At 29.7% G+C, this 15,802-nt stretch carries 11 protein-coding genes; 3 read left to right on the top strand and 8 right to left on the bottom strand.

Going from position 1 to position 15,802, the window contains the following annotated elements:
- Positions 1 to 6: 6 nt before the first annotated feature.
- A complete protein-coding gene (locus tag O5O44_RS09660; RefSeq protein ID WP_289194167.1) occupies positions 7 to 1,101 on the bottom strand; it encodes a glycosyltransferase family 4 protein in 1,095 nt (364 codons plus the stop codon).
- Between the two features lie 395 nt (positions 1,102 to 1,496).
- Between O5O44_RS09660 and O5O44_RS09655 the strand changes: the two genes are divergently transcribed.
- Entirely contained in the window at positions 1,497 to 2,939 is a 1,443-nt protein-coding gene (locus tag O5O44_RS09655; protein WP_289194166.1) for an MBOAT family O-acyltransferase, read from the top strand.
- Between the two features lie 105 nt (positions 2,940 to 3,044).
- Entirely contained in the window at positions 3,045 to 3,842 is a 798-nt protein-coding gene (locus O5O44_RS09650) for a hypothetical protein (RefSeq protein WP_289194165.1), read from the top strand.
- A 109-nt stretch (positions 3,843 to 3,951) separates the two neighbouring features.
- Here the strand turns inward: O5O44_RS09650 and O5O44_RS09645 are convergent, their stop codons facing one another.
- The 6 genes from O5O44_RS09645 to O5O44_RS09620 form a co-directional block, all read right to left on the bottom strand.
- On the bottom strand, positions 3,952 to 5,640 hold the full coding sequence (locus O5O44_RS09645; RefSeq protein ID WP_289194164.1) for a sulfatase-like hydrolase/transferase: 1,689 nt from the start codon (positions 5,638 to 5,640) through the stop codon (positions 3,952 to 3,954).
- 10 nt (positions 5,641 to 5,650) lie between these two features.
- Entirely contained in the window at positions 5,651 to 6,022 is a 372-nt protein-coding gene (locus O5O44_RS09640) for a diacylglycerol kinase (protein ID WP_289194163.1), read from the bottom strand.
- Between the two features lie 105 nt (positions 6,023 to 6,127).
- Complete coding sequence (locus O5O44_RS09635) at positions 6,128 to 7,408, bottom strand: nucleotide sugar dehydrogenase (protein WP_289194162.1); 1,281 nt, start codon at positions 7,406 to 7,408, stop codon at positions 6,128 to 6,130.
- A 6-nt stretch (positions 7,409 to 7,414) separates the two neighbouring features.
- Positions 7,415 to 8,794, bottom strand: coding sequence for a nucleotide sugar dehydrogenase (locus O5O44_RS09630; RefSeq protein ID WP_289194161.1), 1,380 nt, complete (start codon positions 8,792 to 8,794; stop codon positions 7,415 to 7,417).
- 8 nt (positions 8,795 to 8,802) lie between these two features.
- Positions 8,803 to 9,786: an SDR family oxidoreductase gene (locus O5O44_RS09625; RefSeq protein WP_289194160.1), complete on the bottom strand. Its 984-nt coding sequence runs from the start codon at positions 9,784 to 9,786 to the stop codon at positions 8,803 to 8,805.
- Between the two features lie 155 nt (positions 9,787 to 9,941).
- Complete coding sequence (locus O5O44_RS09620; protein WP_289194159.1) at positions 9,942 to 10,967, bottom strand: NAD-dependent epimerase; 1,026 nt, start codon at positions 10,965 to 10,967, stop codon at positions 9,942 to 9,944.
- A gap of 569 nt (positions 10,968 to 11,536) precedes the next feature.
- On the opposite strand from O5O44_RS09620, the gene O5O44_RS09615 reads away from it, so the two are divergent.
- Positions 11,537 to 13,336, top strand: coding sequence for an Ig-like domain-containing protein (locus O5O44_RS09615; protein WP_289194158.1), 1,800 nt, complete (start codon positions 11,537 to 11,539; stop codon positions 13,334 to 13,336).
- Between the two features lie 48 nt (positions 13,337 to 13,384).
- On the opposite strand, the gene asnB is transcribed toward O5O44_RS09615, so the two are convergent.
- Positions 13,385 to 15,190 (bottom strand): asparagine synthase (glutamine-hydrolyzing), encoded by a 1,806-nt coding sequence (gene asnB, locus O5O44_RS09610; protein WP_289194157.1) that lies wholly within the window; start codon positions 15,188 to 15,190, stop codon positions 13,385 to 13,387.
- Positions 15,191 to 15,802: the final 612 nt, after the last annotated feature.

Raw genomic sequence — 15,802 nt, 5'->3', positions numbered from 1 at the left:
CATTCTTTAATTTAATAATTTCTCAAATAATTGAATCCATTCTTTTGTTACTAATCTAGCTTCATAAGGAATCACGCTTTTCATGGCATTTGTGCCGAATTTATCTCTTAATTTTTCGTCAAGCATAAGATTTGATATTCGTGATTCTAATTTTTTTTGATTACCAATAGGTATTAGAAATCCATTATCTCCATCATGAATTAACTCTGAAGGACCCGTAGGACAGTCAGTGGAAACGCATGAAAGACCAAAATGCATTGCTTCTATCAATGCGTTTGGAGAACCTTCAAATTTTGACGTAAAAGCAAATATCTTTGATTTATTATATAATTGCGCAATGTCTTTAGTTTGACCAATCAATAAAATTTTGTTATCTAATTTTAAAGACTTTATTAATTCTTCATATTCATTTTGCTTTTCTCCATGACCAACTATCATTAATTTCCAATCATGATTCTCAACATTTGCAAAAGCCTTTATTAATAAGTCCTGTGCTTTCTGATTTGTAAGTCTACCAATATTTAAAATAATATTCTCTTTTTTATATTCTTTGTTTCGGGCTTCTGTTAATTCGGTAGCTATAGGGTTTTTTAAAATAAATATTCTATCGTAGTTAATAATTGTTTTGAATTGTTCCCGAATATCGTTTGTTTGAACTACTAAATAGTTCGCTTTTCTATATAATAATTTTCTTAGAATAGCCCATTGAATTTCTATATCATACTTTTCAGGAAAAATGCGTTCACTAATTATACAAGGGATTTTTATTTTACGCGAAGCCAATATGGTTAAAATATTAACACTAGTAATAAAACCAATGACTAGATCTATATGATTATTTTTTAAATAGGTGTATATTGATTTATATAGAGCGTAATTAGTTTTTATGGCTTGAAAAATGTTACTGCTTGGTAAAAAATCTTCTCTACAATGAAACAATTTAATGTTTTTATCAAGCTTATAAAAGGGTTCGCATTTGGTTAAAATTATTATGTGAACTTCGTATTTTACCATAAGTTGATTTGAAAGTGTGGAAACTACACGTTCTGCTCCTCCTGCAGTTAATGAACCAATTACAAACGAAATTTTCTTTTTACTCATAGTTAAAAATTGTAGCATTCAATTTATAAAAAGCCTCAATTAAGATTGTGAAATTATGACTATATTTTTTCAAAAAGAATTCCAAATTCAATATTATCTTGTAAAGATGAAAAAAGTGTCAGGGATACTCTTATTTTTTCGTTAACTTATAAATATATTCGGTTTAAAGACTTGTAATTTCATTATATAAAGTAAAGATAGAATTACATTATAAATAAAGGTGTAATACAACTATTTCTTTATTTATTCGATATGTTGCATATGTTGTGTAAATGCTACCGTTATACTAAAATAATAACAAGGATTAAAAAGGATATTTTTATATATTGCGGCCTGTAAGCTATATACAATCATTTTTATTAGTTATTAATCAAATCTAAAAATTCTCAGTTCTTATGCTGTTTAATTCAATTGATTTTGCAATTTTTTTACCCATAGTTTTTATTTTGTATTGGTTTGTATTTCAAAAGAATTTGAGATTACAAAACCTCTTGATAATAATTGCAAGTTATCTATTTTATGGGTGGTGGGATTATAGGTTTTTGGCACTTATTGCTTTTAGTAGTTTATTAGATTATTCGATAGGGATAGCTCTTAAAAAGTATGAGGACAAAAATACACGTAAATCTTTATTGATTTTAAGCTTATTAGTAAATCTTGGGTTTTTAGGTTTTTTTAAATATTATAATTTTTTTCTTGATAATTTTGTAGATGCTTTTAGTTTATTGGGAAAGCCAATAAGTGTTCAAGGCTTGAATATAATTTTGCCAGTAGGCATTAGTTTTTATACGTTTCAAACGCTTAGTTATACCATTGACGTTTATAGGCAAAAATTAGAACCAACAAAAGATATTGTTTCGTTTTTTGCTTTTGTAAGTTTCTTCCCTCAGCTCGTAGCTGGTCCGATAGAACGGGCATCAAATTTATTACCACAGTTTTATATAAAACGCCAATTCGTCTATTCATCTGCTATTGATGGGATGAGACAAATTCTTTGGGGGTTATTTAAGAAGGTTGTAGTTGCAGATAACTGTGCAGCTTTTGCTAATCAGATTTTTGATAATTACACCGACCATTCTGGTAGTACTTTATTTTTTGGTGTACTTTTTTTTACGTTTCAGATTTATGGCGATTTTTCTGGATATTCAGATATTGCAATAGGAACTTCCAGATTATTTGGATTTAATTTAATGCGGAATTTTGCTTTCCCATATTTTTCTAGAGATATTGCTGAGTTTTGGAGACGCTGGCATATATCCTTATCTACTTGGTTTAGAGATTATGTCTATATACCAATTGGAGGTAGTAAAGGTGGAATGGCGAAAAAAATAAGAAATGTTTTTGTTATATTTCTTGTGAGTGGATTTTGGCATGGAGCTAACTGGACCTTTATCATTTGGGGTTTTTTAAATGCATTATATTTTATTCCAGTAATGTTATTGAATAAAAATCGAGTTAATACAAATAATGTAGCCGAAGGTGTATTATTTCCAACATTTGTTGAATTAAGACAAATGCTTTTTACTTTTCTGCTTACTATGATTGCTTGGGTGTTTTTTAGGGCGCCTAGCGTCTCGGATGCCATATTGTATCTTAACGGGCTTTTTGATATTTCAATTTTCACTATTCCAGAGAATTTAAACGAATGGATATTGACTTTAGTTTTTATTTTAGCACTGGTAGTTGTTGAGTGGTTGCAAAGAGAGAAGGAGCATGCTTTAGAGTTGTATAACACTAAAATGTCTAAGCAGTTACGTTGGAGCTTTTATTTAATTATATTTTTTATAATATTTTGGTACGGAGGTACTCAACAAGATTTTATCTATTTCCAATTCTAATTAACTTTTTTAAGAAATGTTATGCGTAAATTCATTAATAATTGTTTTAAGCTTTTAGGAATATTTTTAGTAGTATGTATTGGGTCGATTATATTTAATTCGATTATGACCAATTATTATGGATATGAATTGGAAAAAAACAAGAGTGTCCTGATACTTGGAGACTCCCACACTGAATACGCTATTAATGATAATATTTTTACTAGTAGCTTAAACTTATCTCATAGCGCCGATTCTTATTTTTATTCCTTTCTGAAAATAAGGAAATTAAAAGATGAAAATCCTCAGATCAACACGTTACTTTTAGCATTATCAAATCATAATTTATTAGTTGAATATGAAGATAAATGGATTTTCAACACGAGTAATATTAAAAGCAAATTGAGAATTTATACTGATTTGATGAATTTTTCTGATTTTCTACTTTTATTAAAATCAAACCCTTCAGGAGTTATTCAAGGTTTAATAGAATCACCAAAATATTCAATAAAATTACTTTTAAAAGGAGACCTAACTGAAAGAAATTTAGGTAAATTTTTGTCCTCTAAAAGAAATAGTTTAGCAAAGGATATTGAGATGTTTAAAAATAAAACGAAAGATAGAAAACTTCAATATTCTGAAGTTGAAATTTATTATTTAATGCAAATTGCTAAGTATTGTAAAGAGAACGATGTTAACCTAGTGTTTATTAGCACGCCTTTGCATCCTGAATATAAAAAACGTAAGCGTAAAGAATTTGAGTTGTTACAAAATTTTTATAGTTCGAATTTATCAGAATTTAAATATTTAGACTATACAGAATTCGAATTACCAAATAATTATTATCAAGACATGGACCATTTAAATGATTTGGGATCTGAATTTTTTACGAAAAATTTAATCAAGGAATTTCCTTTAGATTGAAACTAAAATTTAAAAGTTTAGTTTTATGTTTTAATAAGGAAACTTTTAATTTGCAATATAAAGTTAATGTAAAGTATTAGATTCAATACGAAAATTCTAAAAGCAAAAATTACTTTTCATTAATAAAATCACTAAGAGGTGGTGAAACTATTTTTTCTAGATTTATTTTTTTCCATTTTGGTTTGATACCTAATCTCGCATTCCAATACTTGTTAAATGTGAAATCATCTTTAGTTTCAATATCGAGCGAGTTTCCATATACCTTCGCCACTTCCGTACTATCATATTTCATGATTTTAAGTAAGGTTGGGAAAATATTGTAATGACTAGATTTATTTTTGTTTTTTACGAATTTATTTTTCCAATTTAAGGTGTTTAGATTATTTCCTTCTATAATTACTAGAGGCACTAAGCCTTCTTCAATTAAAGGATCTGAACTACAATGCGTATCAACACCTGGATTATTTCTTTCATGAAGATCCTGTCCATGATCAGAAGTATAAATTATTAAAGAATTCGTTAAATTGGCCTCAGCAAATATTTTATCAAAAAATCTACCAATATTCCATTCCATTGTGTTCCTATAAGAGTTACGGTATTGAATCCATTCTTCAGGACTTCCACCAAACCCAGTTCTTAGTCCTGTATCGCTAACATCCAACCAATCGCCTCTTGGTAAGGCAGGTTCATACTTTAGAAACTCATCAGGATATTTGTCATGTATAGGAAAATGTAATCCAATTTTGTTTATAAATATAAATTCGTTGGTATTATTGTTTATTAAATCTATTAATACATTAGCAGCTTCTTGATCTCTATTTTGCATACTAACGGTATCGAACTGAATGAATTCATCTATATCTTTTTGTTCACCATTGGTCATCCCGTTTTGCAATTTTCCTTCAGTTCGTTGTGCATCAATGTAAATGGTTTTTAATCCTGCATTTTTTGCATATTGCCAAATGGATGGTTTAGAGTAAATAATTTTTTTATAGTTTTCTCTTGTACCTCCATATCTAAGCGTTAAATTAGTTGAAGCGCTGCAATTTGCTACAGATGCTGCATATCCATAATTTAAAATTTCACAATTTGATTGGGTACTTTTCAATCCAGTATATACACCATTCGAATTATTTATATCCATATAATTAGCGGAGACACTTTCATCTAAAATAAAAATTATATCATGATCCATATCAGTATTTTGTCTCGCAATTTTTATTTCCTCCCTAGTACCAAAATCATCTTGCGATAGTTCATATAAAACAAGTGACGAATAAGAAAGTGGCGTATAAATAGAAGGTAAACCTAGTGCACCACTGCCGCCTTTATAAAAAATTAAAAATGTAAATAATAAGAATGAAAATATTGGAATTGTTTGCAAATAAGAGCTAGTATAAATCTGTTTTTTAGGCTTTAAAATTATTCCTATTAATAATAATAGTCCAAAACCAGCAGATATAAAATAAAATCTAGAGTATTGTTGAAATGCTTCACCAGCTGAACCAGCAGCGTCAATCATGTTTATAAAAGCATTATAATCGAATGGTTCAAGCATGATTCTTTGATAAGAATCGTATGAAACTGCACATATAAAGAAAATAATACCAGAAATAATTCTTACAAAATTGTTTTTAATATTTGCAACTATAAAAACGCTTATAGTTAATAAAATAAAAAAGAACAAATAAATACCTACAGATGCAGATAATCCGAAATAATCTAGCCTGTATAAATAAATATCAAAATCCTTTGCGATATATGCTAATATTAATATGCTTTTTATAGGTAGTTTCATTTCTGAATACTTAAATTAATTTTGGCACGTATATTATTAAAGTTATAATAATAGCACCAAGTGAAGAAATTGCAACTGCACCTGCGGCAATATCTTTAATAAATCCTATTCGAGTTTCAAAATCTTCATGTACAAAATCACATATTTTTTCTAAACCAGTGTTTAATGCCTCCACACTCATAACTAAAACAATTGCAAAAACTTGAATCATCCATTCTATGGATGTAATATTAAAATAAAACCCTGCGACAGTTATTAATATCGCCAAGGAAAATTGCACTTGAATACTGGATTCGGTCTTAATTAATAAAAACATTCCTTTTAAAGCATAACCTATACTTTTATATCTGTGTACAATGAAAGATTCATGTTTATTATTCATTTCTTAAAATGCTTTGTTTTAGTATTTTAAAGTTTAGGTCATTTAAAATAATCAAATATTTATTTTTCTGCAAAGGTTGATAAAATATGTATTTCAATTAAGAAATCATAACCTACCATTAACCTTGCCTTTAATAATGCCTTTTACATCATAAATTAATCCATTTTCAGCTAATAAACCGTCAAAGTTAATATCAAGAAATTCTGAATGAGAAACGCCTAATATTATTGTATCAAACTTATCTTTAGGTAATACATTTGTAGATTCCAAGTTATACTCATGTTTTACTTCTTCTGAATTAACCCATGGATCATATATGGTTACGTCAAGCCCATATTCCTTCAAATGCTTAATAACATCAACAATTTTTGTATTTCTAACATCAGGACAATTTTCTTTAAAAGTGATACCTAGCATTAAAATTTTTGCGCCATTAACTTTGATGTCGTTTTTAAGCATCATCTTAACAACTTCACTTGCTACGTATTGCCCCATGCTATCATTAACACGTCTCCCTGCCAAAATAATTTCTGGGTGATACCCAACTTCTTGAGCTTTTTGGGCTAAATAATAAGGATCTACTCCAATACAATGCCCACCTACTAATCCAGGTTTAAAAGGCAGAAAGTTCCATTTAGTCCCAGCTGCTTCTAAAACGGAATGCGTATCAATACCCATCAAATTAAATATTTTAGCTAGCTCATTTACAAAAGCAATATTGATATCTCTTTGAGAGTTTTCAATCACTTTAGCGGCTTCTGCCACTTTTATAGTAGGAGCAAGGTGAGTTCCTGCGGTTATAACACTGGCATATAAATCGTTGACCTTTATTCCAATTTCAGGCGTTGACCCAGCAGTTACTTTTAAAATTTTGTCAACGGTATGTTCTTTATCTCCAGGATTTATTCTTTCAGGTGAGTAACCAGCGTAAAAATCTTGGTTAAACTTAAAACCACTTATTTTTTCTAAAATCGGTACACATTCATCTTCAGTGACACCAGGATAAACCGTAGATTCATAAATTACGATATCTCCTTTTTTGAGTACTTTACCAACTGTTTCGCTTGACTTGTAAAGTGGCGTTAGGTCTGGTCTGTTATTTTTATCAATTGGTGTTGGAACCGTTACTATATAATAGTTACAATCTTTAATATCTTCAATATTTGAAGAACAGTAAAGCCCGACACTAGAATCGGCAGTGTCTTTAAGTACTGCATTTAAAACATCATCTTCAATTTCTAAAGTAATATCTTTTCCTTGTTGTAATTCCGAAATTCGCTTTTCATTAATATCAAAGCCAACAACTGAATATTTTGTTGCAAATAAGCGTGCTAGTGGTAAACCCACATAACCTAATCCAATAATGGCTATTTTTTCCTTGTTCATAATGTGTTATTGACCAATTGATGAGTATACAAAGCCTATGCTTTCCATTTCTGATTTATCAAGTATGTTTCTACCATCAAAAATAAAAGCGGGTTTCTTCATTTGAGTATATATTTTTTTCCAGTCATAGGTTTTGAATTCATCCCATTCTGTCATAATTGCGACAGCATGAGCGTCTTTTAAAGCTTCGTATGGCGATGCATGAGCTTGTAATAATTTGCTGTTTTCTTGTTCAGACCTTGTGTTGAGATAGTTTAAATCGGCTTGCATTTTTTCATTTGAAACCTTCGGATCAAAAACTGAGACATTTGCTTGCTCATTCAGTAAATGATCAGCAACATAAATAGCGGCTGATTCTCTTGTGTCATTAGTATCTTTCTTAAATGCCCAACCTAAGAAACCAATTTTTTTACCAGAAACCGTATTATATAAGGTACTTATAATATTATCTGCAAAACGTCTTTTTTGGTGGTCGTTTAAAATGATAACTTGTTCCCAATAATCGGCTACTGCTTGTAAATTATAGCTTCTCGCGATATAAACTAAATTTAAAATATCCTTTTGAAAGCATGAACCACCAAAACCTACAGATGATTTCAGGAATTTAGGTCCGATTCTGGAGTCCATACCAATGGCTTTTGCAACTTCATCAACATTGGCTTCTGTTTTTTCACATAACTCTGAAATAGCATTTATCGAAGATATACGTTGCGCTAAAAAAGCGTTTGCAGTAAGTTTTGACAACTCTGAAGACCAAACATTAGTTCTTAATATTTGATCTTGAGGAACCCAACTTCCGTAAATTCTAGCTAAACTTTCTATGGCTTCTTCTGATTCTCCACCTATTAAAACACGATCTGGATTTAATAAATCTTGAATAGCAGTTCCTTCAGCAAGAAATTCGGGATTTGATAAAATATCAAACTTAACATCGCTTCCAGTATTATCTAAAATACTTTTAATAGCTTGAGCTGTTCTAACAGGTAATGTGGATTTTTCAACTACTATTTTATCTGTTTTAGCAACATCAGCTATATTTCTGGCACAAAGTTCTACATACTTTAAATCAGCAGCCATACCTTTTCCTTTACCATATGTTTTGGTAGGTGTGTTTACTGATATAAAAATCATTTCAGACTCATCAATAGCCTTATTGATCTCAGTCGAAAAAAACAAGTTCTTTCCTCTTGTTTCTTTAACAATTTCAGCTAAACCAGGCTCGTAAATAGGAAGCTTTGAAACATCAGAATCGTTCCAAGCATCAATTCTAGCTTGATTAATATCTACAATGGTGACTTTAATGTTAGGATTTTTTTTTGCGATTACTGCCATAGTAGGTCCACCTACATAACCAGCACCAATACAACAAATTTTTGTTACTTTCATTTTTTAGGTTATAAATGTTTCCAATACCAATTAACGGCTTCTTTAATACCGTCATTAATATTGTATTTAGGATTATAGTTTAATAATTTTTTTGCTTTATCAACCGAAGCAAGAGAATGTGGAATATCTCCAACTCTGTTTTCACGATGTTTAATCTCAATCTTTTTAATAGACTCATCAAATGCAGATAAGTGTTCCTTTAATAAAGATGTTAGTTCTAATAATGTAGTTCGGTCGCCGTATGCTACATTATAAACTGTGTTTAAAGCTTCTTCATTTTCAGTAGTTATAGCAAGCATATTCATTTGAACCACATTATCGATGTATGTGAAATCTCTAGAATAACTTCCATCTCCATTAATTATTGGAGATTCATGGTTTATAAACTGTTTCACAAAAAGAGGAATTACTGCAGCATAGGCGCCATTTGGGTCTTGCCGTCTTCCAAATACGTTAAAATACCTTAGTCCAACAGTATCTAATCCATATGCTTTTTGAAAAATATCGGCATAAAGTTCATTTACATATTTTGTTATGGCATAAGGGGATAATGGTTTCCCAATAACATCTTCAACCTTTGGAAGCGCTTCATGATCTCCATAAGTCGAAGAACTAGCAGCGTAAACAAAACGTTTAACATGAGCGTCTCGAGCTGCAACAATCATATTTAAAAAGCCAGAAACATTAACATCATTAGTTGTTATAGGATCGTTAATAGATCTTGGTACAGAACCTAAAGCAGCTTGGTGCAATACAAAATCAACATTTTTACAAGCTTTATGACAATCTTCTAAAATTCTTATATCACCTTCTATTAGTTGAAAATTCGAGTTACTTAAAAAGGGATTTACATTTTCATGTTTACCGGTAGAGAAGTTATCTAAGCAAACTGTTTTTATATTGTTGTTAAGGAGTGTTTCGCAAAGGTTAGAACCTATAAATCCAGCACCTCCTGTAACTAATACAGTTTTATTTTGTAGATTTTCTAACATGCAATTTGGGTTTGTTATTAATAGCTTGGGCAAATATGTGAAAAATTATTTAAACACTGGCTATTTTTATACTAAGTAGACGTTTTTCACGATAAAAATCAATGTAATTAATTTCACATGATTTTAATCGATAAAAAGTAAGCTTATAACATCAATTATTTATTGTAATAGTCTTTATACCAATCAATAAACGCTTTAACGCCATGGCTAATTGAGGTGTTAGGTTTGTAATCGTAATCTTTAATCAAATCGTCAACATTAGCCCAAGTACGCTCTACATCACCTGGTTGTATAGGAAGCATGTTTTTTTCTGCTTCTAAATTTAAGTTTAACTCTATTTCTTTTATAAAATCAAGTAATTTTACTGAGTTATTGTTTCCTATATTATAAACTTTATATAAATCATTCTTTTCTATTCTTTCTTTATTCGGGTGCTCAAGAATTCTAACAACACCTTCTACAATATCATCAATATATGTGAAATCGCGTTCCATTTTACCATAGTTAAAAACCTTTATAGGTTTATTATTAACAATAGCATCTGTAAATAAAAACATAGCCATATCTGGACGACCCCAAGGGCCATATACAGTAAAGAATCTAAGACCTGTAGTTGGCATTTTAAATAAATGACTATAAGTGTGTGCCATTAACTCGTTACTTTTTTTTGTGGCAGCGTATAAGCTTATAGGGTTGTCTACATTATCGTCTGTAGAAAAAGGTATTTTTTTATTTAACCCATATACGCTAGAACTACTTGCATATACCAAATGCTTGATTTTGAAATTTCTACAACATTCAAGAATATTTAAAAACCCAACTAAATTTGAATCTACATAAGATTCTGGATTTTCTAAACTATATCTTACACCAGCTTGGGCAGCTAGATTACAAACAACATCGAAGTTTTCACTATTGAAAAGTTTAGGAAGTTCTTCTCTGTTTTCTAAATTCATCCGAATAAACGAAAAACCGTTGTTTGATTCACTATTAGAAATCTTGTTAAAGATTTTTGCTTCATCTTTTTTTATCCCCAACTCTAATAGTCTAGAATATTTAAGATTAACATCATAGTAATCATTTATATTATCTAAACCAACTACTTGATGTCCTTTGCTTATTAAAACTTTCGACACATAAAAACCTATGAAGCCTGCAGCTCCTGTAACTAATATTTTCATTTTATTATTTAATTATTGATTTGAGGATATATAATTTATAAGGTATTAATTATTGTAAGAATAGTATAAGCATGCAAATATTATAAAAAGAAATTAACGGATAGTTTATTTAAGTTAAAAGGAATATATATTCGTTAAGATTAATTCTAACAATTTCATTCTTATATTTTAATTAAATCACATTTGAGTGATTAATTTATATGTATATGAAAGTGTATAATGTATTGATAAACAGAACTTAAATTTCTAATCTACTTGGTGTTTTCTATTAATAAAAATAAAAAATAGTTATTATAAGGTTATTAACAATCCTTTTAAATAATCGATAAACGACTTATTTTCGAGACGAAATAAAAAATATTAAAAAAATAATAATCCGAATAAGAAAATCGAACGTATATGATTGAAAGTTTTATCGATGAAAGACGTGTATATGGAATTTTATTACAAAAAATTACATATTTTCGATGAAATGCAAATAAAATCGTTTTTAAGTATATATATTTGAATCCCCCAAAAGTCTAATTTTTAAATTTGTTATGAGAAACCTACAATTAAACCCAAAATTTTTGACCTTAATTTTTGCTTTATTTTTACTATTACCTTCTTGCAATAATGAAGAAGTATTCATTATTGAAGAATCGGCTATAGTTGAAGAAGTCCCGACGGAAGAGGAAACAACTGAAGAAGAAACACCAAATACAGAGGATGAAGTACCGGTAGTACCAGTAGATGTTGTTGATGATAATTTTATTACAACTGAAAACATCCCTATTGAAATGGTATTACATACCAACGACACTAGTTTGCCAACTAGTGGTACAATTGCAACTACAGAACCATTTAATGGCGCTTTAAGTATTAATGATAATGGTACACCAGATGATCAATTAGATGATTTGGTGATTTACACGCCAAATCCAAGCTTTTCTGGTATAGATTCATTTGAATATACAATATGTGATGCCCAAAATATTGATAATTGTGATACGGCGATAGTTTCAATCACGGTAGAACCTAAAGAAGTTGATATTGCTACTGAATTGAAATCGTTTCCTTCTGCATATGGTGCAGGAGCTTATACTACAGGCGGACGTGGTGGCCAAGTAATACACGTTACAAACCTTAATGATAGTGGTGCCGGATCTTTAAGAGACGCGTTATCTAAAACTTTCCCAAGAATTATTGTTTTTGATGTTTCTGGTGAAATTAATTTACAAAGCAGAATTATTTTATCTAATAATTACGGAGATGTAACTATTGCAGGACAAACAGCTCCTCGAGGTGGTATAACAATAACCGGGGCAAGATTATATTTAATTGGAAATGATAATATGATTATTCGATATATTAGATTTAGAAATGGCTCTGATAGTGATAATGGTGATTGTATGACATTGGCATCTTCGTCCAATATTATTGTAGACCATTGCTCGTTTGCTTGGTCTAAAGATGAAGCACTTGATCTTGATTCTAGTTATAATGATGGTAATATCACTGTCCAAAACTGTTTGTTTTATGAGAATAAAACAGCAATGTTACTAGGAGGTACACCTTCAAGTGGTTTTGGTGATGTTTCGGTTTTAAGAAACGTATCTTCAAATACTAGTCATAGATTCCCAAAAACCAATGGAGCTTTAGATATAGATGTTATAAACAATCTTATTCACAATTGGAGATATAGAACCTTACGATTAGATGCCTCAGTTGCATCAGAGAGTTTTACACTTAATTTAATAGGAAACTATTTTCAGTCTGGAACAAATACTGTAGGAAGTGCAGGTAATACAGGAACAGGAATTCATAAAATTTCAACTGGAAATGGTCAATCAAACCCAACGATTTATAGTAGATTTAATCATATAGACCAGGATATATTAAATTATTATTCGTTAACAGGTTATAATGAAAATACTGATGAAAGTTCTGCATGGTCTAACTTTCCATCATCTGCTACCGAACCCGTAGAATCAAGTTGGTTTGTTGATTCGCAACTTCCTTTAAAAGGAGCATCACCTGAAATATTACCTAATACAAGTCTTAAGGCAGAATTGTTACCTCATGTTGGAGCCTCAGGGTATTTAGAAGCAGATGGTAATACAGGTTTTTATAGAGATGAATTAGATCTTGATGCAGTTGATATGGTACAAAACGATAGTTCAAGGACGTATATTCAGCATGCAGAATCTCAATGGAATAACAATGGAACCATTGTTAGCAACTCAAGAGCCGCAGGTTATGATACTGATAATGATGGTATGCCAGATATTTGGGAAAGAGCAATGTTTGGAGACCTTTCAAAAAATGCATCAGGAGATGAAGATGGTGATGGTTATACTAATTTAGAAGAATTTTTAAACATTCTCTAAAAACTTAGAGTTCACATAAATTTATTTTATTCGGGTTTAAATAATTAATTATTTAAACCCGAATTCATTAAACCACTTACTTAAAACATATACTTTCCATATATTTTCTGTATTATCTTCTTTTCCGTCCATATGATCATTTAATATTTTTTTGAACTTCATGAGGTTTAAATTCGGAACTTTATTTAAAAAATCATCATTAAGTGCCGATAAAAATTCTTCTTTTAATTCATTTTTCATCCAGTTTCCAATTGGTACTCCAAAACCTTTTTTGGGTTGATTGAATATTTCTTCTGGAATGTATTCTTTTAATATATCTCTTAATATTTTCTTTTGCCTACCTTTTTCATATCTAAATTCCATGGGAAGAGTACGCGCAAATTCTATGATTCTGTAATCTAAAAACGGACTTCTAACTTCAACCGAATAAGCCATACTTGCGCGATCTACTTTAACATTACTATCGTTTTCTAGCCATAATTTAATATTTAAATCAGCAGCTTTTTGCAAAAAATTCGAAGACCATTTTTTGTAACCTTGATAATGATTCATGTAGTCTTGTTTTTTTTCCTTTAAAAGCAAGCCTTTTCTTGAAAAAATATTCTCAATAAAATCGTTCTTAGTTTTTGTATTTAAAGCATTTCTAACACGATGTGAGTTTAATCCAAATAGATTTAAAAAAATAGGTTTAGACAAAAACTTTCTCAAAAAATAAGGTATATTCATGATGTATTCATTTTTAACAAGCGAATCAAAATGATCATATCCCATAAAACTTTCATCTCCGCCATCACCAGACAGTGCTACTGTTACATGTTTTTTAGTCACTGCGTTTAATAGGAGTGAAGGCAGTGCGGAACTATCGGCAAATGGTTCATCATACACCTCAACCAATTTTGGTATAAGTTTTAAAATATCATTAGAATTACATATAGTAGTTTTATGATTTGATTTAATGATTTTAGCATATTGCTCAGCTATTTTACTTTCATCAAACTCTGGATCATCAAAACCAATTGAAAACGTATTTATCGGAGAATCGGACACATTTGCTGCTATACTAGACACTAGAGCTGAGTCGATTCCTCCAGATAAAAATGATCCTATAGGAACATCAGACTGAAGCCTTATTTTTACTGCATCAATCAGTAAATCATGTAGTTCTTTTTTAGCGTCTTCATACGAAATATTCCTAATTTTAACGTTTTTTAAATTCCAATATTCTTTGATTATAAATTCATTTGTATTTAAATCAATTTTCATAAAATTTCCAGGTGGCAACTTAAATACTTCTTCGACTATAGTAAAAGGACTTGGAATAAATTTGCAATCTAAAAACATTGAAATAGCTTCCTCATTTATCTTCTTATTTTTAAGAATTGGTCTAATTTGGCTGCAAATTTCGAACTTTCCATCATTCCAATAATAATAAAACGGCTTGACCCCTAACCGATCTCTAGCCGAAAATATTTCATTTTTTTCAACATCATAAATAGAAAAAGCAAACATGCCGTTTATTTTATCTAAAACATTTTCGCCCCATGCTTTGTACCCAATCAAAAGTACTTCTGTGTCACTTTCAGTATTAAATTTATAGCCTCTATCTTGTAATTCAGACTTAATATCCTTGTAATTATATATTTCTCCATTAAAAACAATATGAAGATTTTGGTAAATCATTGGCTGATGAGAACGCGGATCCAAATCTAGAATAGAAAGTCGAAGGTGTCCTAAAGTAAGATTATTGATTTTTTTAATTCCTGTAAAATCTGGACCTCTAAAGGATATGGATTCTAGTTTATCTTCAACAACTTCTTTATCAAAAGGAATATTAGTTAAGTATATACCGCACATTCTTGTATTTTTTGTAAAGCACGCATATATTTTTTATAATAACAATTTTAAAATGAGAAAATCTATGAAAGTAGTAAAACACAAGATGTTGTGACTTTTAAATGATTAAATTTTGAAGAAAAAAAATTTACTGTTTGCGCTTAAATCAAAATTAAGTGAGAAATTAGTATGATTAAACCAGAAATTGATAATAATTCATTAAAATTATTTATCAATCGATTATCTACCGTTTTTTTAGTTCTAAATTGTACAATATGTAGTTAACCGATTTTAAATACTCTTTTAGCGAAATAACCCTGTTCTCCTATTGTTGCATTAAAACAATCATTAAATTTACATCGTAAAGCAAAATTGAATTGATTAATAGCGGATTGATTTATTTATGTTAAATGAATATTGAAAATATTTTAGAACTCTCCAAATGAAACTATACCCAAGGGTAAGATTGAAATATTTTTATAAAGTTTAATATGAATCATTTAAGTTATTATAATAAAGAATTGATTTTGTTTCAAATGCAAGGGGGATTATCCAGATAATTTTTTTTCACGTTGAAGCATGGGATATTGGCTATGGTTAATTTGATATGCCAAAATTTTAAGAGCATAATTG

Source organism: Algibacter luteus (assembly GCF_030344935.1).
GTDB lineage: Bacteria > Bacteroidota > Bacteroidia > Flavobacteriales > Flavobacteriaceae > Arenitalea > Arenitalea lutea.
The sequence above is the reverse complement of the archived record's forward strand: the minus strand, read 5'-3'. Positions and strand labels throughout refer to the sequence as shown.

Coding starts and splice junctions, on each gene's coding strand:
- O5O44_RS09660 (WP_289194167.1), bottom strand. CDS start 1,101: ATGAGTAAAAAGAAAATTTCGTTTGTAATTGGTTCATTAACTGCAGGA.
- O5O44_RS09655 (WP_289194166.1), top strand. CDS start 1,497: ATGCTGTTTAATTCAATTGATTTTGCAATTTTTTTACCCATAGTTTTT.
- O5O44_RS09650 (WP_289194165.1), top strand. CDS start 3,045: ATGACCAATTATTATGGATATGAATTGGAAAAAAACAAGAGTGTCCTG.
- O5O44_RS09645 (WP_289194164.1), bottom strand. CDS start 5,640: ATGAAACTACCTATAAAAAGCATATTAATATTAGCATATATCGCAAAG.
- O5O44_RS09640 (WP_289194163.1), bottom strand. CDS start 6,022: ATGAATAATAAACATGAATCTTTCATTGTACACAGATATAAAAGTATA.
- O5O44_RS09635 (WP_289194162.1), bottom strand. CDS start 7,408: ATGAACAAGGAAAAAATAGCCATTATTGGATTAGGTTATGTGGGTTTA.
- O5O44_RS09630 (WP_289194161.1), bottom strand. CDS start 8,794: ATGAAAGTAACAAAAATTTGTTGTATTGGTGCTGGTTATGTAGGTGGA.
- O5O44_RS09625 (WP_289194160.1), bottom strand. CDS start 9,786: ATGTTAGAAAATCTACAAAATAAAACTGTATTAGTTACAGGAGGTGCT.
- O5O44_RS09620 (WP_289194159.1), bottom strand. CDS start 10,967: ATGAAAATATTAGTTACAGGAGCTGCAGGCTTCATAGGTTTTTATGTG.
- asnB (WP_289194157.1), bottom strand. CDS start 15,190: ATGTGCGGTATATACTTAACTAATATTCCTTTTGATAAAGAAGTTGTT.